The sequence below is a fragment of the Streptomyces sp. NPDC107517 genome (assembly GCF_055582645.1).
This window is the reverse complement of sequence record NZ_JBVJPM010000005.1, coordinates 65,443-80,567: the sequence shown is the minus strand read 5'-3', so window position 1 is coordinate 80,567 and position 15,125 is coordinate 65,443. Positions and strand designations below refer to the sequence as shown.

Sequence of the window (15,125 nt, the reverse complement as noted above, 5' to 3'; positions counted from 1 at the left end):
ACGTACGCAGAAGTACAGGTGGTACTAGGCGGCGGCGCTGAACACGGTGAGGTAGCCGCCGGACTGGCCGGCCGCGGTGGGGTGGTAGGACTCGCTGGGGTCCAGCCAGTTGACGCTGTGCAGCCAGGCGCTGCCCGAGCAGATCTCGTGACCGGTGAAGGCCGAGGTCACGTTGCCGAACGCGAAGCCGTGGTCGGCGGCCTTCTTGGCGGTGGTGGAGTTGATCAGGTCGGCCGCGCCGTTGATCGCGGCGCGCTCGGTCTCGGTCAGGCCCGCGATGCAGGAGCCGTTGAGCTGGTAGAAGCGCGGGTAACCGAGGACGACGACATGGGCGGCCGGTGCCCTCGCGGTGATCGCGGAGTACACCGATTCGAGCTGGCCGGGCAGGGTGTTCTGGACGTACGCCTTGGCCTCGTTGACGCGGGCGACACAGGTCGACTCGGACTGCAGGACGCAGGTGGTCATCACGTCCGCGAAGCCCGCGTCGTTGCCGCCGATCGACAGCGAGACGAGGCCGGTGCCGGAGTTGAGCGGGCCGAGCTGTCCGGAGAGAACATCGCCGGTACGTGCGCCCGAGCAGGCGGTGAAGCTGAAGCTCGAGGGTGAGTGGGCGGCCGCCCAGAGTGCGGGATAGGCCTTCGTGCTGCGCTTGCAGGAGCCGCTGGAGCTGTCGTAGCTGCCGGAACCGACGCCGGACGAGTACGAGTCGCCGAGGGCCACATAGCCCGTCGCGGCGGCCTGTTCGGACGCCTGGGCCGCCGTCGCCCCGGTGAGGGCGACGCCGGCCGCGAAGAGGATTGAGGTCACGTACGCCGTAATTCGGAAACGTCTCATGAAAACCTCCCGTAGCAGGATCTCTGCCACAACTGTGGTAGCACGCCCCACAGTTCACGGGAAGTGTTCATGTCAACCTTTTCCCGCACGCCTCACGAGAGTTCGCTCGTTGTTCGATTGCAGGTACATGTCAGGCTTATGACATACCCTCAACTTCCTTGCGCTACGCCCGTAGACCGGCCATCCCCAACAACCCCTGTTGCGCAGTGGGGACGCATCAGGGACGTCACCCCTGACAGCCGGGATGGCCGCGGCCGTCGCAGAGGTCGGCGCGGCACTGGCGCTCACGGACATCTCGTCGCCGTCGCGCGGCCCATTGACGCTTTTCTTCCTGATCGCGGCGCCGGGGGCCGCGATCGGTGCGGCGCTGCGCGGACTCGATCCGTCGGGCCGCCGGATCGGCGATCTTCCCGTTCCAGATCCCCGCCCCCCGAATTCCACCCATGACGTCACATCAGGGATGCAAGTAACTACGGCCGTTCGTGGACGGGCAGACTGCGCCGTCACGACGCGCGGGCCCCGGACACCCTGCGGGCAAGCGTGTGACGCGCTGCGGAAATCCCGTGCGGGAGCGCCGTGCGTGGCGGATCATGGCGGCATGTCTGCGAACCCACACGACGCGCTGCCGATCCGGCTCAACGTCGACGACAGCGACTCTCCTGCCGACGTCGTCGACGCGCTGTTCCTCGGCCGTTTCGCGACGGGCGAGCAGCCGCACTCGCACGCGGCGAACATCGACCGCGTACGGTCGGGGGCCACCCTCCTGCCGCCCGACGCGGTGGTCCTGCGCTCCGCGCGTGACGACGACCGCAGCGCGACGCTCGCCGAGGGCGACGGCTGGACGGTCCTCGTCTCCCGCTGGAACAGGGGCGCCGACGTCACGGTGACGGCGACCACCTCGGAGCTCGCCGAGAAGGTGCTCGGACAGGCCACGGACGGCGCCGCCGACGAGCCCGAACCCCAGCCGGAGAACGTGACGATGGGGTTCTGGTACGTCTCGCCCCGGCGCGGGCCGCACCGCACCACGCGGCAGATCTCGGCCGGTACGTGGGACGAGGTGCGGGACAACTACACGGCGCCGGTCGCCGGCGCCATGGACCAGCTCATGAAGACGACCCCCCAGGACATCGCGGGCCGGCTGCTCCTGCTGCACGGTCCTCCCGGCACGGGCAAGACGTCCGCGCTGCGCACCCTGGCCCGGTCCTGGCGGGACTGGTGCCAGGTGGACTGCGTACTCGACCCGGAGCGGCTGTTCTCCGACGTCGGCTATCTCATGGACATCGCGATCGGCGAGGACGACGGCACGGCGAAGGGTCGCTGGCGCCTCCTCCTCCTGGAGGACTGCGACGAGCTCATCCGGGGCGAGGCCAAGCACACGGCGGGGCAGGCGCTCTCACGCCTGCTCAACCTGACGGACGGCCTGCTCGGGCAGGGGCGGAACGTCCTGGTCGGCGTCACGACGAACGAGGACCTGGAGCGCCTGCACCCGGCGGTCGTGCGCCCCGGCCGCTGCCTGGCCCGTATCGAGGTGGGCCCCCTGACCCACCGCGAGTCGGTGAACTGGCTAGGCAGCGAGGAGGGCGTGAGCCGCGACGGCGCGACACTCGCCGAGCTGTACGCGCTGCGCCGCGGCACCAGCCCGACATCGGTCCCGGACCCGCGCGAGTCGGCGGACGCGGGGCTGTACTTGTAGGGGTGGTGCTGCACTTGTAGTGGCGGGCTGTACTTGTCAGGGGCAGGCCGTACTTCCCGTCAGCCCTTGTCCCCGTACGACGCCCGCAGCGCGTCCCGTACCGCGGCGAGTGCCTGCGACTCGGTGAGGCCGAGGCGGTGAGCCCGTTCCGCGAACGCGGCGGCCGCCACCGAGGCCTCCCGGGCCGACGCGTCACCGGCGGCGGCGACGAACGTGCCGTTGCGGCCGCGCGTCTCGATCACCCCGTCCGACTCCAGCGCCCGATACGCCTTGGCCACCGTGTTCGCGGCCAGGCCGAGCGTCTCGGCGAGCCCGCGCACCGTCGGCAGTTTGTAGCCGACGGGCAGGGTCCCGGAGAGGGCCTGCCCGGCGATCTGGGCCCGAACCTGTTCGTAGGGCGCCGTCGCCGCGCCCGCATCGATGTCGATCTTCAAGGTCACGCGCCGATTGTCCCGCACCTCGGAAAAATGGGAGGCACCCCGGCGCGCCCCGCGCGTAGCGTGCGGCCGTATGACGGTGATCGTCCGGGCCCTGCGGCCCGAGGACTCCGCGGCGTTCGCCCGGGTACGGCGGGCCACGCTGCCCGCCATGCTCGCGACCGCCGAGTCGGTCGCCTTCGATCTGGCGCACGCCCATCCGGACGCCCGGTACCGGCCGCTGGTCGCCGAGGCCGACGGCGAGGTCGTCGGCACCGCGCAGGTCGGGATCGCGTACGACAGTCCGGACCCGGGGCAGGGCTATGTGAACGCCTATGTGCACCCGGAGCGCCGCGGACTCGGGGCCGGGTCCCTGATCGTGCGGGCGGCGGAGGAGTACCTCGCCGGTGAGGGCGCCGTCGCCGTGTACTCGTGGGTGCTCGACACCCCGGACGACCGGGCGTTCGCCACGCGCCGCGGTTATCGAGCCAGCCGCCCCGCCCACTTCCTCCGACTCGACCTGGCGCACGGCACGCTGCCCCCGCTCACCGCGCCGCCGGCCGGAGTGACGCTGCGGACCGGCGCGGACTTCGCGGACGACCCGCGTCCCCTGTTCGACCTGGACGCGGAGACGGTGAGCGACGAACCGAGCGACGTGGCCACGGAGTTCACGGACTACGAGCACTGGCTCGACGAGACCTGGCACCATCCGCTGACCGACCATCGGCTGACCTCGGTGGCCGTGGCCGACGGCCGGCCCGTGGCGTTCAGCCTGGCCCGCACCGACGACGAGACCCGCTACATGTCCGGGATGACCGGCACCGCGCGGGAGTTCCGCGGCCGTGGCCTGGCCAAGCTCGCCAAGAACGACTCCCTGCACCGCGCCCGCGAGGCCGGCGTCACCGAGGCGTTCACGGGCAACGACGCGGAGAACGGACCGATGCTCGCGATCAACAAATGGTTCGGCTACGAGATCTGTGCCACGGAGGTACGCCATGTCCACACCCTCACCTGATCCCGCCGAGGCCCTCGACGTGGTCCTCGTCAAGGCGGGCCGACTCAAGATCCGTTACCCCGCGGACGTCGTCCGCGACGACGGCACGCGCGTGACCGTCACCGCCGCCTGGGCCTCCCCCGGGGTCCGGGACTTCGGGTTCGTGCAGTTCGGGCCGGGCGACGTCTTCACCGAGCACTACTGGCGGGACCGGTGGTACGCGGTCAAGGAGGTGCGCACCGGCGGCGGCACGCTCAAGGGCTGGTACTGCGACGTGACCCGGCCGGCGGTGCGCGAGGGCGGCGAGCTCCGCGTGGAGGACCTCGACCTCGACCTGTGGGTCTCGGCGGACGGCAGCGACGTACTGCGCCTCGACGAGGACGAGTTCGCGCAGAGCGGGCTCGCGGAGAGCGACCCGCACGCGGCGGAGGCCGCGGTCCGCGCCCTCGACGACCTCGAACTCCTCGCGCGCACCGAGGGGTTCGGCCGGCTATTGGCCTAGCGTCGCGACCACCGCGTACCGATCGTCCTCGACCTGTTTCCCCCACAGCAGCGCGTCTCCGGAGAGCGGTTCGTGCCGGACGTGGGCAACGAGCGGGGCGAGAGCGCCGGTGAGCCGGGCCGCCGGGACGCCGACGGGGCTGAGCGTTCCCCACACGCCCTCGACCAGGATCAGCCGCCCGCCGGGCCGCAGCAGCGAGAGCCAGTGCGCCAGGGCGCCGTCGAGGTCGGGCAGTGTCCACGCCACGTGCCGCACGAGTATGACGTCGAAGGTCTCGCCTGCGACGGGCGGCGCCGCGGCGTCCCCGACGAGCACCCGCGCGGCCCGGCCGGCCAGCTTGGCGCGCGCGAGGTCCACCATGGCGGGCGACAGATCGACCGCGGTCACACCGTGTCCCTGGTCGGTGGCGAGCAGTGACATGCTGCCCGTGCCGCAGCCCAGGTCGAGCAGGTCGCAGGGGTGGTCCGGCAGCCAGTCCCGCAGGCGCGCGGCCCAGGCCCCGCGCACGGCGGGATCACGCAGACCGTGGTCGGGTTCGTCGTCGAACGCGGCCGCCTCGGCGTCCCAGTCGACCGGTTCGAGGGGCGCCATGTCCCGATTCGTGGTGTCCTCACTCGTCGTCATGCCCAGATCGTGACACCTGCCACTGACAATCACGCTTCGATGCGTCACCCTCCGGGGAACACGTCTACAGCGGTACCGCAGTGGAACCGGGGTAGGCACAGGAGGCAGTCATGCGCCGTGTGACCATCAACAAGCCCGTGGCGAAGACCAGCACCACCCGCCGGCAGCGGCAGGACGACGCCGCCGCGGAGAGCCGCCACGACCGTCCGGAAGTGCGCAAGGACATCCGCCGCACGTGGTGGCCCGACGAGTGAGCGGGCCGGGACACACGCGTCAGGCGGGCGAGGCCGCGGAGAGCCGCTTGCGGTAGTGGATGCGGTCGTAGAGGCCGTCGGTGCGGCGCTCCACGACCTCGTATCCATAGCGCGGATAGAGCTCTTGGTTCTCCCACATCATCGCGTTCGTGTAGAGCCGCACCTCTGGAAGGCCGAGCACGCGCGCGTGCTCGTCGACGAACGCCAGCAGCCGCCGCCCCACACCCTGTCCATGGGCATCGGGGTGCACGGCGATGCTGTCGAGGAACAGATGGTCCTCGCGGGGCTCGACGACGACGAGCCCGATGACGGCGGGCGCGCCGCCCCGCTCGCCGTCCACGACGTACACCTTGCCCGCGGTCACCTCGGCGCCGTGGTCGGCCTCCATGGGCGCGGGCACCACTCCGATCCGGTCGATGTAGTGGTGGTACGCGGCGTCGGTCACCGCTTTCACTGCGGGTACGTCGGCTGCTTCGGCGCGGCGAACTGTGTGAGTCATGGCCGCACAGTACGGGAAATGATCGCAGCCTGAGCCCTCGATTAGCCCGCCCTTAAACCCACCATAAAGATCGCCATCGCCTGCCCTCAGCAGGCGATTTCGCGGTTTTCAGGGGCTAGTTTTCTCACCGCCGGGGCCGTCGTCGCGGTCCTTCCCCCCACCCCTGAACCGCCGTTGAGGAGTTCCACTCATGACAGTTCGCCGCAAGGCCGCCGCGTTCGCCGTCGCAGGTGCCGTCCCGTTCGCCCTGACCGCGCTGGCCGCCGCGCCCGCGTCGGCGCACGGTTCGATGACGGATCCGGTGAGCCGCGTCTCCGCCTGCTACGCGGAGGGCCCGGAGAGCCCGCGGTCAGCGGCGTGCAAGGCCGCCGTCGCAGCCAGTGGCGCGCAGGCCTTCTACGACTGGAACGCCGTCAACATCGCGAACGCCGCGGGCAAGTCGAAGGAGATCATCCCCGACGGCAAGCTGTGCAGCGCGGGCAACGACAAGTACAAAGGGCTCGACCTTCCGCGCGCCGACTGGCCGTCGAGCCCGATGTCGGCGGGCAGCCACACCTTCCACTACAAGGGAACGGCCCCGCACAAGGGCTCGTTCGAGCTGTACATCACCAAGGACTCGTACGACCCGGCGAAGCCGCTGAAGTGGTCGGACCTGGAGGCTCAGCCCTTCGTGAAGGTCACCGACCCGACGATGGAGAACGGCGACTACGTCTTCGACGGTGATGTCCCGGCGCGGTCGGGCCGTCACCTCATCTACTCGATCTGGCAGCGCTCGGACTCCCCCGAGGCCTTCTACACCTGCTCCGACGTGGTGTTCGGCAAGGACGGCGGGGCCGGTGCGGCCGCTCCCGCCGCGTCCGCGCCCTCCGACCAGGAGATCGCGGACGGTGCCGGCAAGTCGTCCGTGGAGCACCACCACGGTGACGCCGGGGGCAGCGCCGAACCGCAGGCCGAGGAGTCCGCGGCCCCCGCTGCCGACGCCGCCGATGACTCGACGGGCGGCAACGGGCCCGTGGCGAAGGGCGGTGCCGCGAAGCCCCTCGCCGACGAGAACCTCGCGGAGACGGGCGGCGACGGCACCACCCCGTACATCGCGATGGGCGGCGCCGCGGTTCTGGCGATCGGTGCCGCGACGATGTTCGCGTCGGTGCGTCGCCGCTCCGTGGCGGGCGGGCGTCACAGCCGCTGACGCCGCACAGCCGGGCCGCCGCCTCCCTGCCCGTTTCTGGAGGCGGCGGCCCTTGTGCGTTTCTGGCTGCGGTGCGCTCAACTCACCGCCGAGGCGCAGGTGGTGGGGGTGGCGTGGGCGGGGTCGAGGGCGTTCGCGACCTCGTGGAAGGCGACGCGGTCGATGGTGCCGATGGCGACGTGCTCGGACAGGTCGACGGAGCACAGGTCCTGGAGCTTGACGTTGTGGACGTCGGGGCCGCTCAGGAACTGGGTGCCGTACGGGGTGACGACCTCGTCGTACTTGGTCGCGATGACGGTGTAGTGGACGCCGGGGACGGTGTCCCCGCCCTGGTTGAGCTTGGTGATGAACGGGGAGTCCGCCATCTGGTCGGCGAGGCCGGGGGTGGCGAGGGTCAGCAGGTCACCGGCCCCGGGGAAGTACGGCAGGAGGTTGGTCAGGCCGTTCAGGGTGGTGCCGTGGTTGTCGGGTGCGATGCCGACGAGGGAGTTCACCTTCGCGGCGCCGCCGAGGAACTTGAGGTAGTAGCGGGGCATCATGCCGCCCTGCGAGTGGCCGACGAGGTCGGCCTTGGGGGCGCCGGTGGCGGCGAGCACCTTGTCGACGAACGTGTCGAGCTGGCCCGCCGACTTGTCGATGGGGCCGAGGCCGTTGAACAGCGGGACGCCGGGCAGCTGTCCGTAGTCGAGCGAGAAGACGCAGTAGCCGCGGTTCACCAGGTAGGGGGCGAGGACGAGCCAGTTGTCGACGGAGTTCCCGAAGGTGCCGTGGACGAGGACGACGGGGCGCGGGTGCGCGGCGGACGGCTTGCAGTCGTAGTTGTTCCAGCCACTGCTCGGGGCGGTGTCGGCGTGGGCGGCGGGGACCGCGCCGGCCGCGGCCGTGAGCAGGAGGGCCGCGGTCAGGGATCTGACCGCACATTTCCAGTTCCGGGGCAGCATCGTGTGATCTCCTTGCGGCTCAAGGGAGTTGCGATGTGGGGTGCGTGCCCTGTGATCCGGATCACGAGGATGCTGTACTGCCCCTTAAATTACGCGCCAGTAGTAAAGGAGTGAAGTTACGCGTCAGTAAAAACTCTCCGTGTCGGCTGGACGCTCCCGGTGCTGATGCAATGTCACCAGGTCGGCCTGATGGGACCGTCGGGCGCGACGGCGGTCAACTGGTCGAGCAGCGCGCGGGCCTTGCGCTCGCCGAGCCGCTCGACCCACGGCCGCACGGCGTCGGCGGCCGACTCCTCGGCGGCCCGCGCGCAGGCCCAGCCGCGTTCGGTCATGACGACGAGCCGGGCGCGGGCGTCGTCCGGGTGGGGCCGGCGCTCGGCGTAGCCCTTGCGCACGAGCTCGTCGACGAGCTGGCTCGCCGCCTGCTTGGTGACCCCCAGATGTGCGGCGAGGTCGGTGGCGGTCGCGCCGCCCCGGGACAGTCGCGCGAACGCGAATCCGTGCGCGGGCCGCAGCCCTTCGAAGCCGCGGGCGACGACCCCGTCATGGATGCGTTGCGTCAGCTCGCCGGCGGCGGAGAGCAGGGCGGCGGACAGGGCCATGGCCTCGGAGTTCTGCACGGAGCCATTGAAACACCCTTGACGGTTTGGTCAAGCTGCCTGACTATGTAGTCAAGCTACTTGACTACATAGCTCACTCGACCGATCCGCTCAAGGGAGTCGCCATGCCAGTCGTCCGCGCATCCGATGCCGTCGTTCACGAGATGCACGGCGTCCGTTTCGTCTCGTACGCCAGACCCGCCGCCGGCAGCGAGGAGCTGTGCGCCTGGCGGGCCGAGGTCCCGGCGGGCACCCCGGGCGTCGCCCACACCGTGTCCCGCGAGGAGATCCTGCACGTGCTCAGCGGCAGCCTGCGCTTCACGATCGACGGGCGCACGGACACGCTCGCCGCGGGCGACACCGCGATCGTCCGTCCGGGCGCGATCCTGACCGTCGAGAATCCGGGCGACTCGCCCGCCGCCATGTGGGTCACGACGTCCGTGGGCCTGGAGGCCGTACTGGCGGACGGCACGCGCGTCACGCCGCCCTGGGCTCAGTAGCGGCTCACGCAGCGAGCCGCCCGGGCACGATCGCCCCGGGTCCGAACCGCGCCCGGGCCCGGTCGGCCACCGCCTCCAGCGCCCGTGCCTTCTCGTCCGCGGGGTCGAAGGTCAGCTGGCAGGCGGAACCCTCGGCCGGGCGGAGCCCCTCCGCCCGCAGAGCGAGCGCCCGCACCCTGGCCCGCTGCAGGCCGAGCGCCTCGTACATCCGGTACGCGGCCGTGGACAGCGCGGCCGTGTGCCCGGTGGGCTCGGGGAGCGTACGACTACGGGTCGTCGTGGACCGGTCGGCGTAGCGCACGGTGAGGGTCAGCGAGCGGCACACCTGCTTCCCGTCGCGGAGCCGGGCGCCCAGCTCGTCGGCGAGGGAGAGCAGGGCACGGCGGTGCCGGTACGGGTCGAGTTCGTCGCGCGGGAAGGGGCGTTCGGCGGCGGTGGACCGCGTGGCGGCGTTGGGGGTGACCCGGCTGCGGTCGACGCCGCGCGCCTTCTCGTGCAGTTCACGGCCGATACGGGCGGTGGTGAGCCGTTGCAGGGTGCCCTGCGGGGCGGCGGCCACCCTGTCCAGGGTGTCGAGCCCGTACTCGCACAGGGTGCGGGCGGTGGCGGCGCCGACGCCGGGCAGCGCCGCGACCGGCTGCCCGGCGAGGAACTCCGCCACGGCGCCGGGGTCCCCCGGCACCACCCGGGTCACCCCGGGCGAGGCCGTCCGCGCGGCCATCCGCGCCAGCATCGGGCCCGGGCCCGCGCCGATCACGCACTCCACCCCGTACAGGGCGAGCGCACGCACCCGGATCACCGCGGCGAGCTCGACGGCGTCCCGCCCGAAGTAGCGCACGGCGCCGCCCAGGTCCACGAGGGCGGCGTCGGGCGGCAGCGCCTCGACCGTCGGGCTGAACTCGCCCAGCAGGCCGATCAGTTGGGGCAGCGCCGCCTCGTACATGGGGGGCAGCAGGAACCGTACGTACAGAGTGGTCATCCCGCGCTCCCGGGGCTCTGGTGCCACAGTTTGCGCGGCGGTCCGGACTGACCGTCGCCCGCCGGGCGCAGGTCCGCCCAGGGGTGCATCTCGTATCCGGTGGCCATGCGGATGCGGCGGCCGTCGACCGGGTCTTCCTCGTCGGACGGCGGCTGTTCGGGCGGCTCCGCCAGGCGCAGCGACACCGCGTCGAGGCCGCCCTGCCGGCGCACCTCCACCAGGTCGGCGAGGTTCCACGCGGCCGCGCCGACCACGCTGAGGCTGCGCGGTCCGCGCCGCTGGACCGTGCCGCGGACCAGGAGCAGCCACGAGTGGAAGACGGTGTGCGCGCACGCGGCGTGCGCGTCGTCGAAGAAGGCCAGGTCGACCAGGCCCGTGCCGTCGTCCAGGGTCGTGAAGATGACGCGCTTGCCGGAGCGGATCGGCGGGGTCTGCGTGGCGACCTTGGCACCCGCGACCAGCACGACCTTGCCGTGCTCGGCCTCGCGCAGGCGGCGCGCTGTCAGCACCCCCAGCTCCTCCAGGAACTTCTCGTGGTCACCCATGAGATGGCGGGAGGCGTCCATCCCGAGCACCCCGAGTTCGGCGCTGAGCCGCTCGGCGTCGCCGAGGTCGGGCAGGCCGGCCGGCGCGGTCCCGTGGCCGCCGGACAGGGGCAGTTGGGCGCCTCGGGACCCGCGTGTTCCCCGGTGCAGTTCGGTCAAGTGGAGTTGCAGGTCACGCCGGTTGGCGCCGAACGCGTCGAGCCCGCCGACCTGGGCGAGCCGCTGCGCGAGCGGCCGGCTGGGCCTGGCCCGCTCCCAGAAGTCGAGCAGCGAGGAGTAGGGCTGACCCTCCTCGATGCGGGCCGCCTCGGCCTCGCTGATGCCGTGCACGTCGGAGAGCGCGAGCCGCACGCCCCACTTCTCCTCTTCGTGACCGCCGCTTTCGTGACCACCGCTTTCGTGACCGACACTTTCGTGACTGGCACTTCCGCGACTGACACTTTCGTGACTGGCGCTCCCCTTATCAGACACCAGTTCGATACGGTGAGCGACCGCGGACCTGTTCACGTCCAGCGGAAGGACCGGCACCCCGCGCCGCCGCGCGTCCGCGAGAATCAGCCGCTTCGGGTACATCCCGGGGTCGTGGGTGAGCAACCCCGCGTAGAACGCGGCCGGGTGATGGGCCTTCAGCCACGCCGACTGGTAGGTCGGCACCGCGAAGGCGACGGCGTGCGCCTTGCAGAACCCGTACGACCCGAAGGCCTCGACGATCTCCCAGGTGCGGGCGATGGTCTCGGCGTCGTATCCGTGCGCCGCCGCCTGCTGTGCGAACCAGAACCGGATGCGCCCCTGCGCATCGGGGTCGGACAGCCCCCTCCTGACCCGGTCCGCCTCGTCTAGGCCGCATCCCGTCATGATGTTCACGATCTCGATGATCTGTTCGTGGAAGACGACGACCCCGTACGTCTCCTTCAGGGGTTCCTCCAGGTCGCGGTGCGGATAGCGGACCGGCGCGCGCCCGTGCCGCGCCTCGATGAACGGCCGCACCATGTCGGCGGCGACGGGTCCCGGGCGGAACAGCGAGATGTCCACCACGAGGTCGTGGAAGGTGGCCGGCTGGAGCCGTCCCACCAGGTCCCGCTGGCCCGGCGACTCGATCTGGAAACAGCCCAGCGTCTCGGTGGACTTGATGAGCCGGTACGTCTCCGGGTCACCGGGCGGCACCGCGTCCAGGTCCACCGTGGAGCCGGTCGCCCGCTCGGTCTCCGCGACCGCGTGCGCCATCGCCGACTGCATCCGCACCCCGAGGACGTCGAGCTTGAGCAGACCGAGGTCCTCGACGTCCTCCTTGTCGAACTGCGACATGGGAAAGCCCTCGCCACTGGTCGGCATGACGGGCGTACGGGTGAGCAGCGAGGCGTCCGAGAGCAGCACCCCGCACGGGTGCATGGCGATACCACGCGGCAGCGCGTCGAGCGCCTCGACCAGCTCCCACATGCGTCCGTACCTGTCCCCGCCCCGCCGGGACTCCCCTGCCAGTTCCCGCAGCTCGGGCAGTTCCTCCAGCGCGGCCCGCGCGTCGCGGGCACGGATGTGCGGGAAGGACTTGGCGATCCGGTCGATGTCGGCCGGGTCCATGGACAGGGCCGCGCCCACATCGCGTACGGCATGGCGGACGCGGTACGTCTCCGGCATCGAGACGGTCGCGACGCGCTCGGCGCCGAACCGGCCGATGATCGCCCGGTAGACCTCCAGGCGCCGGGCCGACTCCACGTCGATGTCGATGTCGGGCAGGACGGAGCGGCGCTTGGACAGGAACCGCTCCATGAGGAGGCCGTGTTCGACCGGGTCCGCGTGCGCGATCCCGAGCAGATGGTTGACCAGGGACCCGGCGCCGGAGCCGCGCGCGGCGACCCGGATGCCCATGCCCCTTACGTCGTCGACGACTTGGGACACCGTCAGGAAGTAGGTGGCGAAGTCGTGGTACGCGATGATGTCCAGCTCGCGGTGCATCCGCTCCCAGTACTCCCGCTTCCGGTCGTACCCGAGGCGCAGCATCCCCGCCGCCGCCCGTGACGCGAGGACCCGCTGGGCGGTGCGGCGGCCGGCGCCGACGAGCCGCGGTTCGGGAAAGTGCACGGAGCCGATGCCGAGGTCGTCCTCGGGGTCGACACGGCATTCGGCCGCCGCGGCGCTGGTCTGTTCGAGCAGCCGGTACGCGGCGTCGCGGCGGAAGCCCGCGGCCTCCACCACCCGTTCGGCCGTCACCAGCATGGCCCCGGCGTCCTTCAGCCAGCGCTCGCCGCTGTCGAGTTCCTTGCGGGGGTCGACCGGGACGAGGCGGCGCGCGGCGTCGAGGACATCGGCGACCGGGCCGAGGCCCGGGTCGGCGTACCGGACGTCGTTGCTGAGGACGGGGCGGATGCCCTGCTCGGCGGCGAAGCCGACGGTGCGGGCGGCCAGGCGCAGGGATCCGGGGCCCGTGCCCTCGCGTCCGTGGTGGACGGCTTCGAGGCGCAGGGCGTCGCCGTAGATCTCCCGCCAGGGGACGAGGAGGCGCGCGGCCCGGTCGGGGCGGCCCGCGGCGAGCGCGCGGCCGACGTCGGACGCGGGTCCGAGCAGTACGGTCAGGCCGTCGCCGTGGTTGTCCTCCCAGGTCAGCCGGGTCTCGCCGGCGGCGTGGGCGGCGGTGACCAAGCGGCACAGGGAGGCCCAGCCGATGGCTCCGTCGCGGGCGAGGAAGGTCACGCGCGGGGTCGACTCGTCGATGAAGGCACCGCCGCGCACGGGCTGCCTGCGGCGCTCGGCCGGGGTACGGCCCGGCGCGGGGGATCCGGCCGGCGGGGGTCCGCTCACCGCGAGATCCGTCCCGAACAGCGGCCGTACCCCTGCCTTGACGCAGGCCTTGGCGAACCTGACCGAGCCCGAGAGGGTGTCCCGGTCGGTGAGGGCGAGCGCGTCCATGCCCCGTTCAAAGGCACGCTCGGCCAGCCGCTCCGGGTGCGAGGCCCCGTACCGAAGGGAGAACCCGGAAACGGTGTGCAAATGCGTGAACCCTGGCACACGCACCTCCTGCACACCTCGAACCGACCTGCTCTCGCCTCCCCACCACCACCATAGACCAAGTATCGAACGTATGTGCGACATCCGAGGGAGGTCGCTGCCCCGGGCACCCGTTCAGCCCACCCCACCTGCACGAACATCACGCTCCCCGGACCGTGGGAGCATGATCCAGACAGCCGACACCCGGCCCGGGCCCCGAAGCGCCCGGAACGCCCGAACCGCTCAGAACGCGAGGGGCCGACCCGTCGATGACGGGCCGGCCCCTGTGTCCGACTGTCCTGCTTTTCGGCTGTCTCGCTGTCGCGACCTCAGCCGATCTCGGCGCCGAACGTGGACAGCGCCTCCGTCACCGGCTGGAAGAAGGTCTCCCCGCCGGAGCTGCAGTCGCCGCTGCCGCCCGAGGTGAGGCCGATCGCGGTGTCGCCCGAGAAGAGCGAGCCGCCGCTGTCGCCGGGCTCGGCGCAGACGTCGGTCTGGATGAGCCCGTTGACGATGTCGCCGTTGCCGTAGTTCACGGTGGCGTCCAGGCCGGTGACGCTGCCGTCGTGGACCTGGGTCGTGGAGCCGCTGCGGGTCACCTTCATGCCGACGGTCGCGTCGCCCGCCTTGGTGATCTGCTGGCTGGAGCCGTTGTAGAGGTTGACCTCGCTCGGGTGCGCGACACCGGCGGCGTACTTGACCAGGCCGAAGTCGTTGTCCGGGAAGCTGGACTGCTCGTTCGTGCCGATCTCCTTGCCGCTCGAGTCCGACCAGGTCGAGATCGCCTCGGTGCAGTGGCCGGCCGTGATGAAGTACGGCTGGCCGCCCTTGACCACGTTGAAGCCGAGGGAGCACCGGCCGCCGCTGCCGGTGATGGCGTCGCCGCCCGCGACGAGGGGCTTGAACTCCCCCTTGGTGCGCTGGAGTTCGGCCTTGGAGCCGAGACCGTCGACGACCTTGCTCAGCTTGCTCCACGCGGCCGTGTCGACCGTGCGGTCGGCGGTCACGACGACCTTGTTGGTGGCCGGGTCGACCGCCCACGAGGTGCCGGGGATCGTCGCGTCCTGCTTCAGGGTGGTGCGGGCGCCCTTGAGTTCGGCCAGGGAGTTCTCGACGACTCTGGCCTTGGCTCCGGCCGCCCGCACGATGCCCGCCGCGTCCTCGTTCAGGACGTTCACGACGAGGTGCTTGGCCTTCGCGTCGTAGTAGGTGCCCGCCGAGTCCGCGCCGAGGTCCTTGGTCAGGGACGAGGCGAGATTTCCGGCCTTCGCGATCGACAGGGTCTGCGGGGCCACATCGGAGGTGTCCGTGCTCGCGTTCGCAGTCTGGAAGGTGACTCCCGCGGCGACCAGGGCGGCGATGCCCGCTCCTACCGCGGCGGCACGCCGCTTGGGTATGCGTCGGTGCTTCAACTCTCGTCCTCCTGTGGGGGGTCGGAACCGACCGCTGTGGGGTGAGCCGGTCCCGTAGGTTGACGCGCCCACTATCCCGACGGCCACAGGGGACACACAAGGTCGACTTCAGGACGCGCGTGCGATTGACGCTATGCGCTCCCCCGGCCGCATGCACCCCCG

The 15,125-nt window shown here is 71.4% G+C and carries 15 protein-coding genes; 6 read left to right on the top strand and 9 right to left on the bottom strand.

The features are described from left to right. Positions 1-24: 24 nt before the first annotated feature. Positions 25-834: an SGNH/GDSL hydrolase family protein gene (locus ACZ67T_RS13850; protein ID WP_469983886.1), complete on the bottom strand. Its 810-nt coding sequence runs from the start codon at positions 832-834 to the stop codon at positions 25-27. A gap of 598 nt (positions 835-1,432) precedes the next feature. On the opposite strand from ACZ67T_RS13850, the gene ACZ67T_RS13845 reads away from it, so the two are divergent. After that, positions 1,433-2,527 carry a DUF5925 domain-containing protein gene (locus tag ACZ67T_RS13845; protein ID WP_469983884.1) on the top strand — a complete coding sequence of 365 codons (1,095 nt, stop codon included), beginning with the start codon at positions 1,433-1,435 and terminating at the stop codon, positions 2,525-2,527. Positions 2,528-2,586: 59 nt separating this feature from the next. Here the strand turns inward: ACZ67T_RS13845 and ACZ67T_RS13840 are convergent, their stop codons facing one another. Further along, complete coding sequence (locus tag ACZ67T_RS13840) at positions 2,587-2,967, bottom strand: GntR family transcriptional regulator (RefSeq protein ID WP_469983882.1); 381 nt, start codon at positions 2,965-2,967, stop codon at positions 2,587-2,589. Between the two features lie 70 nt (positions 2,968-3,037). Here ACZ67T_RS13840 and ACZ67T_RS13835 point away from each other — a divergent pair, with 70 nt between their 5' ends. Both ACZ67T_RS13835 and ACZ67T_RS13830 read left to right on the top strand, forming a co-directional pair. Continuing rightward, positions 3,038-3,958: a GNAT family N-acetyltransferase gene (locus ACZ67T_RS13835; protein WP_469983880.1), complete on the top strand. Its 921-nt coding sequence runs from the start codon at positions 3,038-3,040 to the stop codon at positions 3,956-3,958. After that, positions 3,939-4,439 (top strand): ribonuclease FAU-1 family protein, encoded by a 501-nt coding sequence (locus ACZ67T_RS13830; protein ID WP_469983878.1) that lies wholly within the window; start codon positions 3,939-3,941, stop codon positions 4,437-4,439. Before ACZ67T_RS13835 ends, ACZ67T_RS13830 begins: the two co-directional genes overlap by 20 nt. On the opposite strand, the gene ACZ67T_RS13825 is transcribed toward ACZ67T_RS13830, so the two are convergent. After that, positions 4,428-5,063: a class I SAM-dependent methyltransferase gene (locus ACZ67T_RS13825; RefSeq protein ID WP_469983876.1), complete on the bottom strand. Its 636-nt coding sequence runs from the start codon at positions 5,061-5,063 to the stop codon at positions 4,428-4,430. The two genes, ACZ67T_RS13830 and ACZ67T_RS13825, sit on opposite strands and share 12 nt — an antisense overlap. 110 nt (positions 5,064-5,173) lie before the next feature. On the opposite strand from ACZ67T_RS13825, the gene ACZ67T_RS13820 reads away from it, so the two are divergent. Further along, on the top strand, positions 5,174-5,317 hold the full coding sequence (locus ACZ67T_RS13820; RefSeq protein WP_469983874.1) for a hypothetical protein: 144 nt from the start codon (positions 5,174-5,176) through the stop codon (positions 5,315-5,317). A 19-nt stretch (positions 5,318-5,336) separates the two neighbouring features. Here the strand turns inward: ACZ67T_RS13820 and ACZ67T_RS13815 are convergent, their stop codons facing one another. Next, positions 5,337-5,816, bottom strand: a complete 480-nt coding sequence (locus tag ACZ67T_RS13815; protein WP_469983872.1) for a GNAT family N-acetyltransferase — start codon at positions 5,814-5,816, stop codon at positions 5,337-5,339. Between the two features lie 190 nt (positions 5,817-6,006). On the opposite strand from ACZ67T_RS13815, the gene ACZ67T_RS13810 reads away from it, so the two are divergent. Beyond that, positions 6,007-7,005 (top strand): lytic polysaccharide monooxygenase, encoded by a 999-nt coding sequence (locus ACZ67T_RS13810; protein WP_469983871.1) that lies wholly within the window; start codon positions 6,007-6,009, stop codon positions 7,003-7,005. A 77-nt stretch (positions 7,006-7,082) separates the two neighbouring features. On the opposite strand, the gene ACZ67T_RS13805 is transcribed toward ACZ67T_RS13810, so the two are convergent. Both ACZ67T_RS13805 and ACZ67T_RS13800 read right to left on the bottom strand, forming a co-directional pair. Continuing rightward, complete coding sequence (locus tag ACZ67T_RS13805) at positions 7,083-7,946, bottom strand: esterase/lipase family protein (RefSeq protein ID WP_469983869.1); 864 nt, start codon at positions 7,944-7,946, stop codon at positions 7,083-7,085. A 173-nt stretch (positions 7,947-8,119) separates the two neighbouring features. Then, positions 8,120-8,566 carry a MarR family winged helix-turn-helix transcriptional regulator gene (locus tag ACZ67T_RS13800; protein ID WP_469983867.1) on the bottom strand — a complete coding sequence of 149 codons (447 nt, stop codon included), beginning with the start codon at positions 8,564-8,566 and terminating at the stop codon, positions 8,120-8,122. A 104-nt stretch (positions 8,567-8,670) separates the two neighbouring features. On the opposite strand from ACZ67T_RS13800, the gene ACZ67T_RS13795 reads away from it, so the two are divergent. After that, a complete protein-coding gene (locus ACZ67T_RS13795) occupies positions 8,671-9,045 on the top strand; it encodes a cupin domain-containing protein (protein ID WP_469983865.1) in 375 nt (124 codons plus the stop codon). A 4-nt stretch (positions 9,046-9,049) separates the two neighbouring features. On the opposite strand, the gene ACZ67T_RS13790 is transcribed toward ACZ67T_RS13795, so the two are convergent. The 3 genes from ACZ67T_RS13790 to ACZ67T_RS13780 all read right to left on the bottom strand — a co-directional run bounded on the left by ACZ67T_RS13790 (position 9,050) and on the right by ACZ67T_RS13780 (position 14,963). Beyond that, on the bottom strand, positions 9,050-10,024 hold the full coding sequence (locus ACZ67T_RS13790; RefSeq protein WP_469983863.1) for a DNA polymerase Y family protein: 975 nt from the start codon (positions 10,022-10,024) through the stop codon (positions 9,050-9,052). Beyond that, positions 10,021-13,572 (bottom strand): DNA polymerase III subunit alpha, encoded by a 3,552-nt coding sequence (locus tag ACZ67T_RS13785; protein WP_469983861.1) that lies wholly within the window; start codon positions 13,570-13,572, stop codon positions 10,021-10,023. The genes ACZ67T_RS13790 and ACZ67T_RS13785 overlap by 4 nt, the downstream gene beginning before the upstream one ends. A 308-nt stretch (positions 13,573-13,880) precedes the next feature. Beyond that, positions 13,881-14,963: a S1 family peptidase gene (locus ACZ67T_RS13780; protein ID WP_469983859.1), complete on the bottom strand. Its 1,083-nt coding sequence runs from the start codon at positions 14,961-14,963 to the stop codon at positions 13,881-13,883. Between the last annotated feature and the right edge of the window lie 162 nt (positions 14,964-15,125).

Excerpts from the sequence above, each read along its gene's own strand:
- ACZ67T_RS13850 (WP_469983886.1), bottom strand. The coding sequence starts at position 834 with ATGAGACGTTTCCGAATTACGGCGTACGTGACCTCAATCCTCTTCGCG.
- ACZ67T_RS13845 (WP_469983884.1), top strand. The coding sequence starts at position 1,433 with ATGTCTGCGAACCCACACGACGCGCTGCCGATCCGGCTCAACGTCGAC.
- ACZ67T_RS13835 (WP_469983880.1), top strand. The coding sequence starts at position 3,038 with ATGACGGTGATCGTCCGGGCCCTGCGGCCCGAGGACTCCGCGGCGTTC.
- ACZ67T_RS13830 (WP_469983878.1), top strand. The coding sequence starts at position 3,939 with ATGTCCACACCCTCACCTGATCCCGCCGAGGCCCTCGACGTGGTCCTC.
- ACZ67T_RS13825 (WP_469983876.1), bottom strand. The coding sequence starts at position 5,063 with ATGACGACGAGTGAGGACACCACGAATCGGGACATGGCGCCCCTCGAA.
- ACZ67T_RS13820 (WP_469983874.1), top strand. The coding sequence starts at position 5,174 with ATGCGCCGTGTGACCATCAACAAGCCCGTGGCGAAGACCAGCACCACC.
- ACZ67T_RS13815 (WP_469983872.1), bottom strand. The coding sequence starts at position 5,816 with ATGACTCACACAGTTCGCCGCGCCGAAGCAGCCGACGTACCCGCAGTG.
- ACZ67T_RS13810 (WP_469983871.1), top strand. The coding sequence starts at position 6,007 with ATGACAGTTCGCCGCAAGGCCGCCGCGTTCGCCGTCGCAGGTGCCGTC.
- ACZ67T_RS13805 (WP_469983869.1), bottom strand. The coding sequence starts at position 7,946 with ATGCTGCCCCGGAACTGGAAATGTGCGGTCAGATCCCTGACCGCGGCC.
- ACZ67T_RS13795 (WP_469983865.1), top strand. The coding sequence starts at position 8,671 with ATGCCAGTCGTCCGCGCATCCGATGCCGTCGTTCACGAGATGCACGGC.
- ACZ67T_RS13790 (WP_469983863.1), bottom strand. The coding sequence starts at position 10,024 with ATGACCACTCTGTACGTACGGTTCCTGCTGCCCCCCATGTACGAGGCG.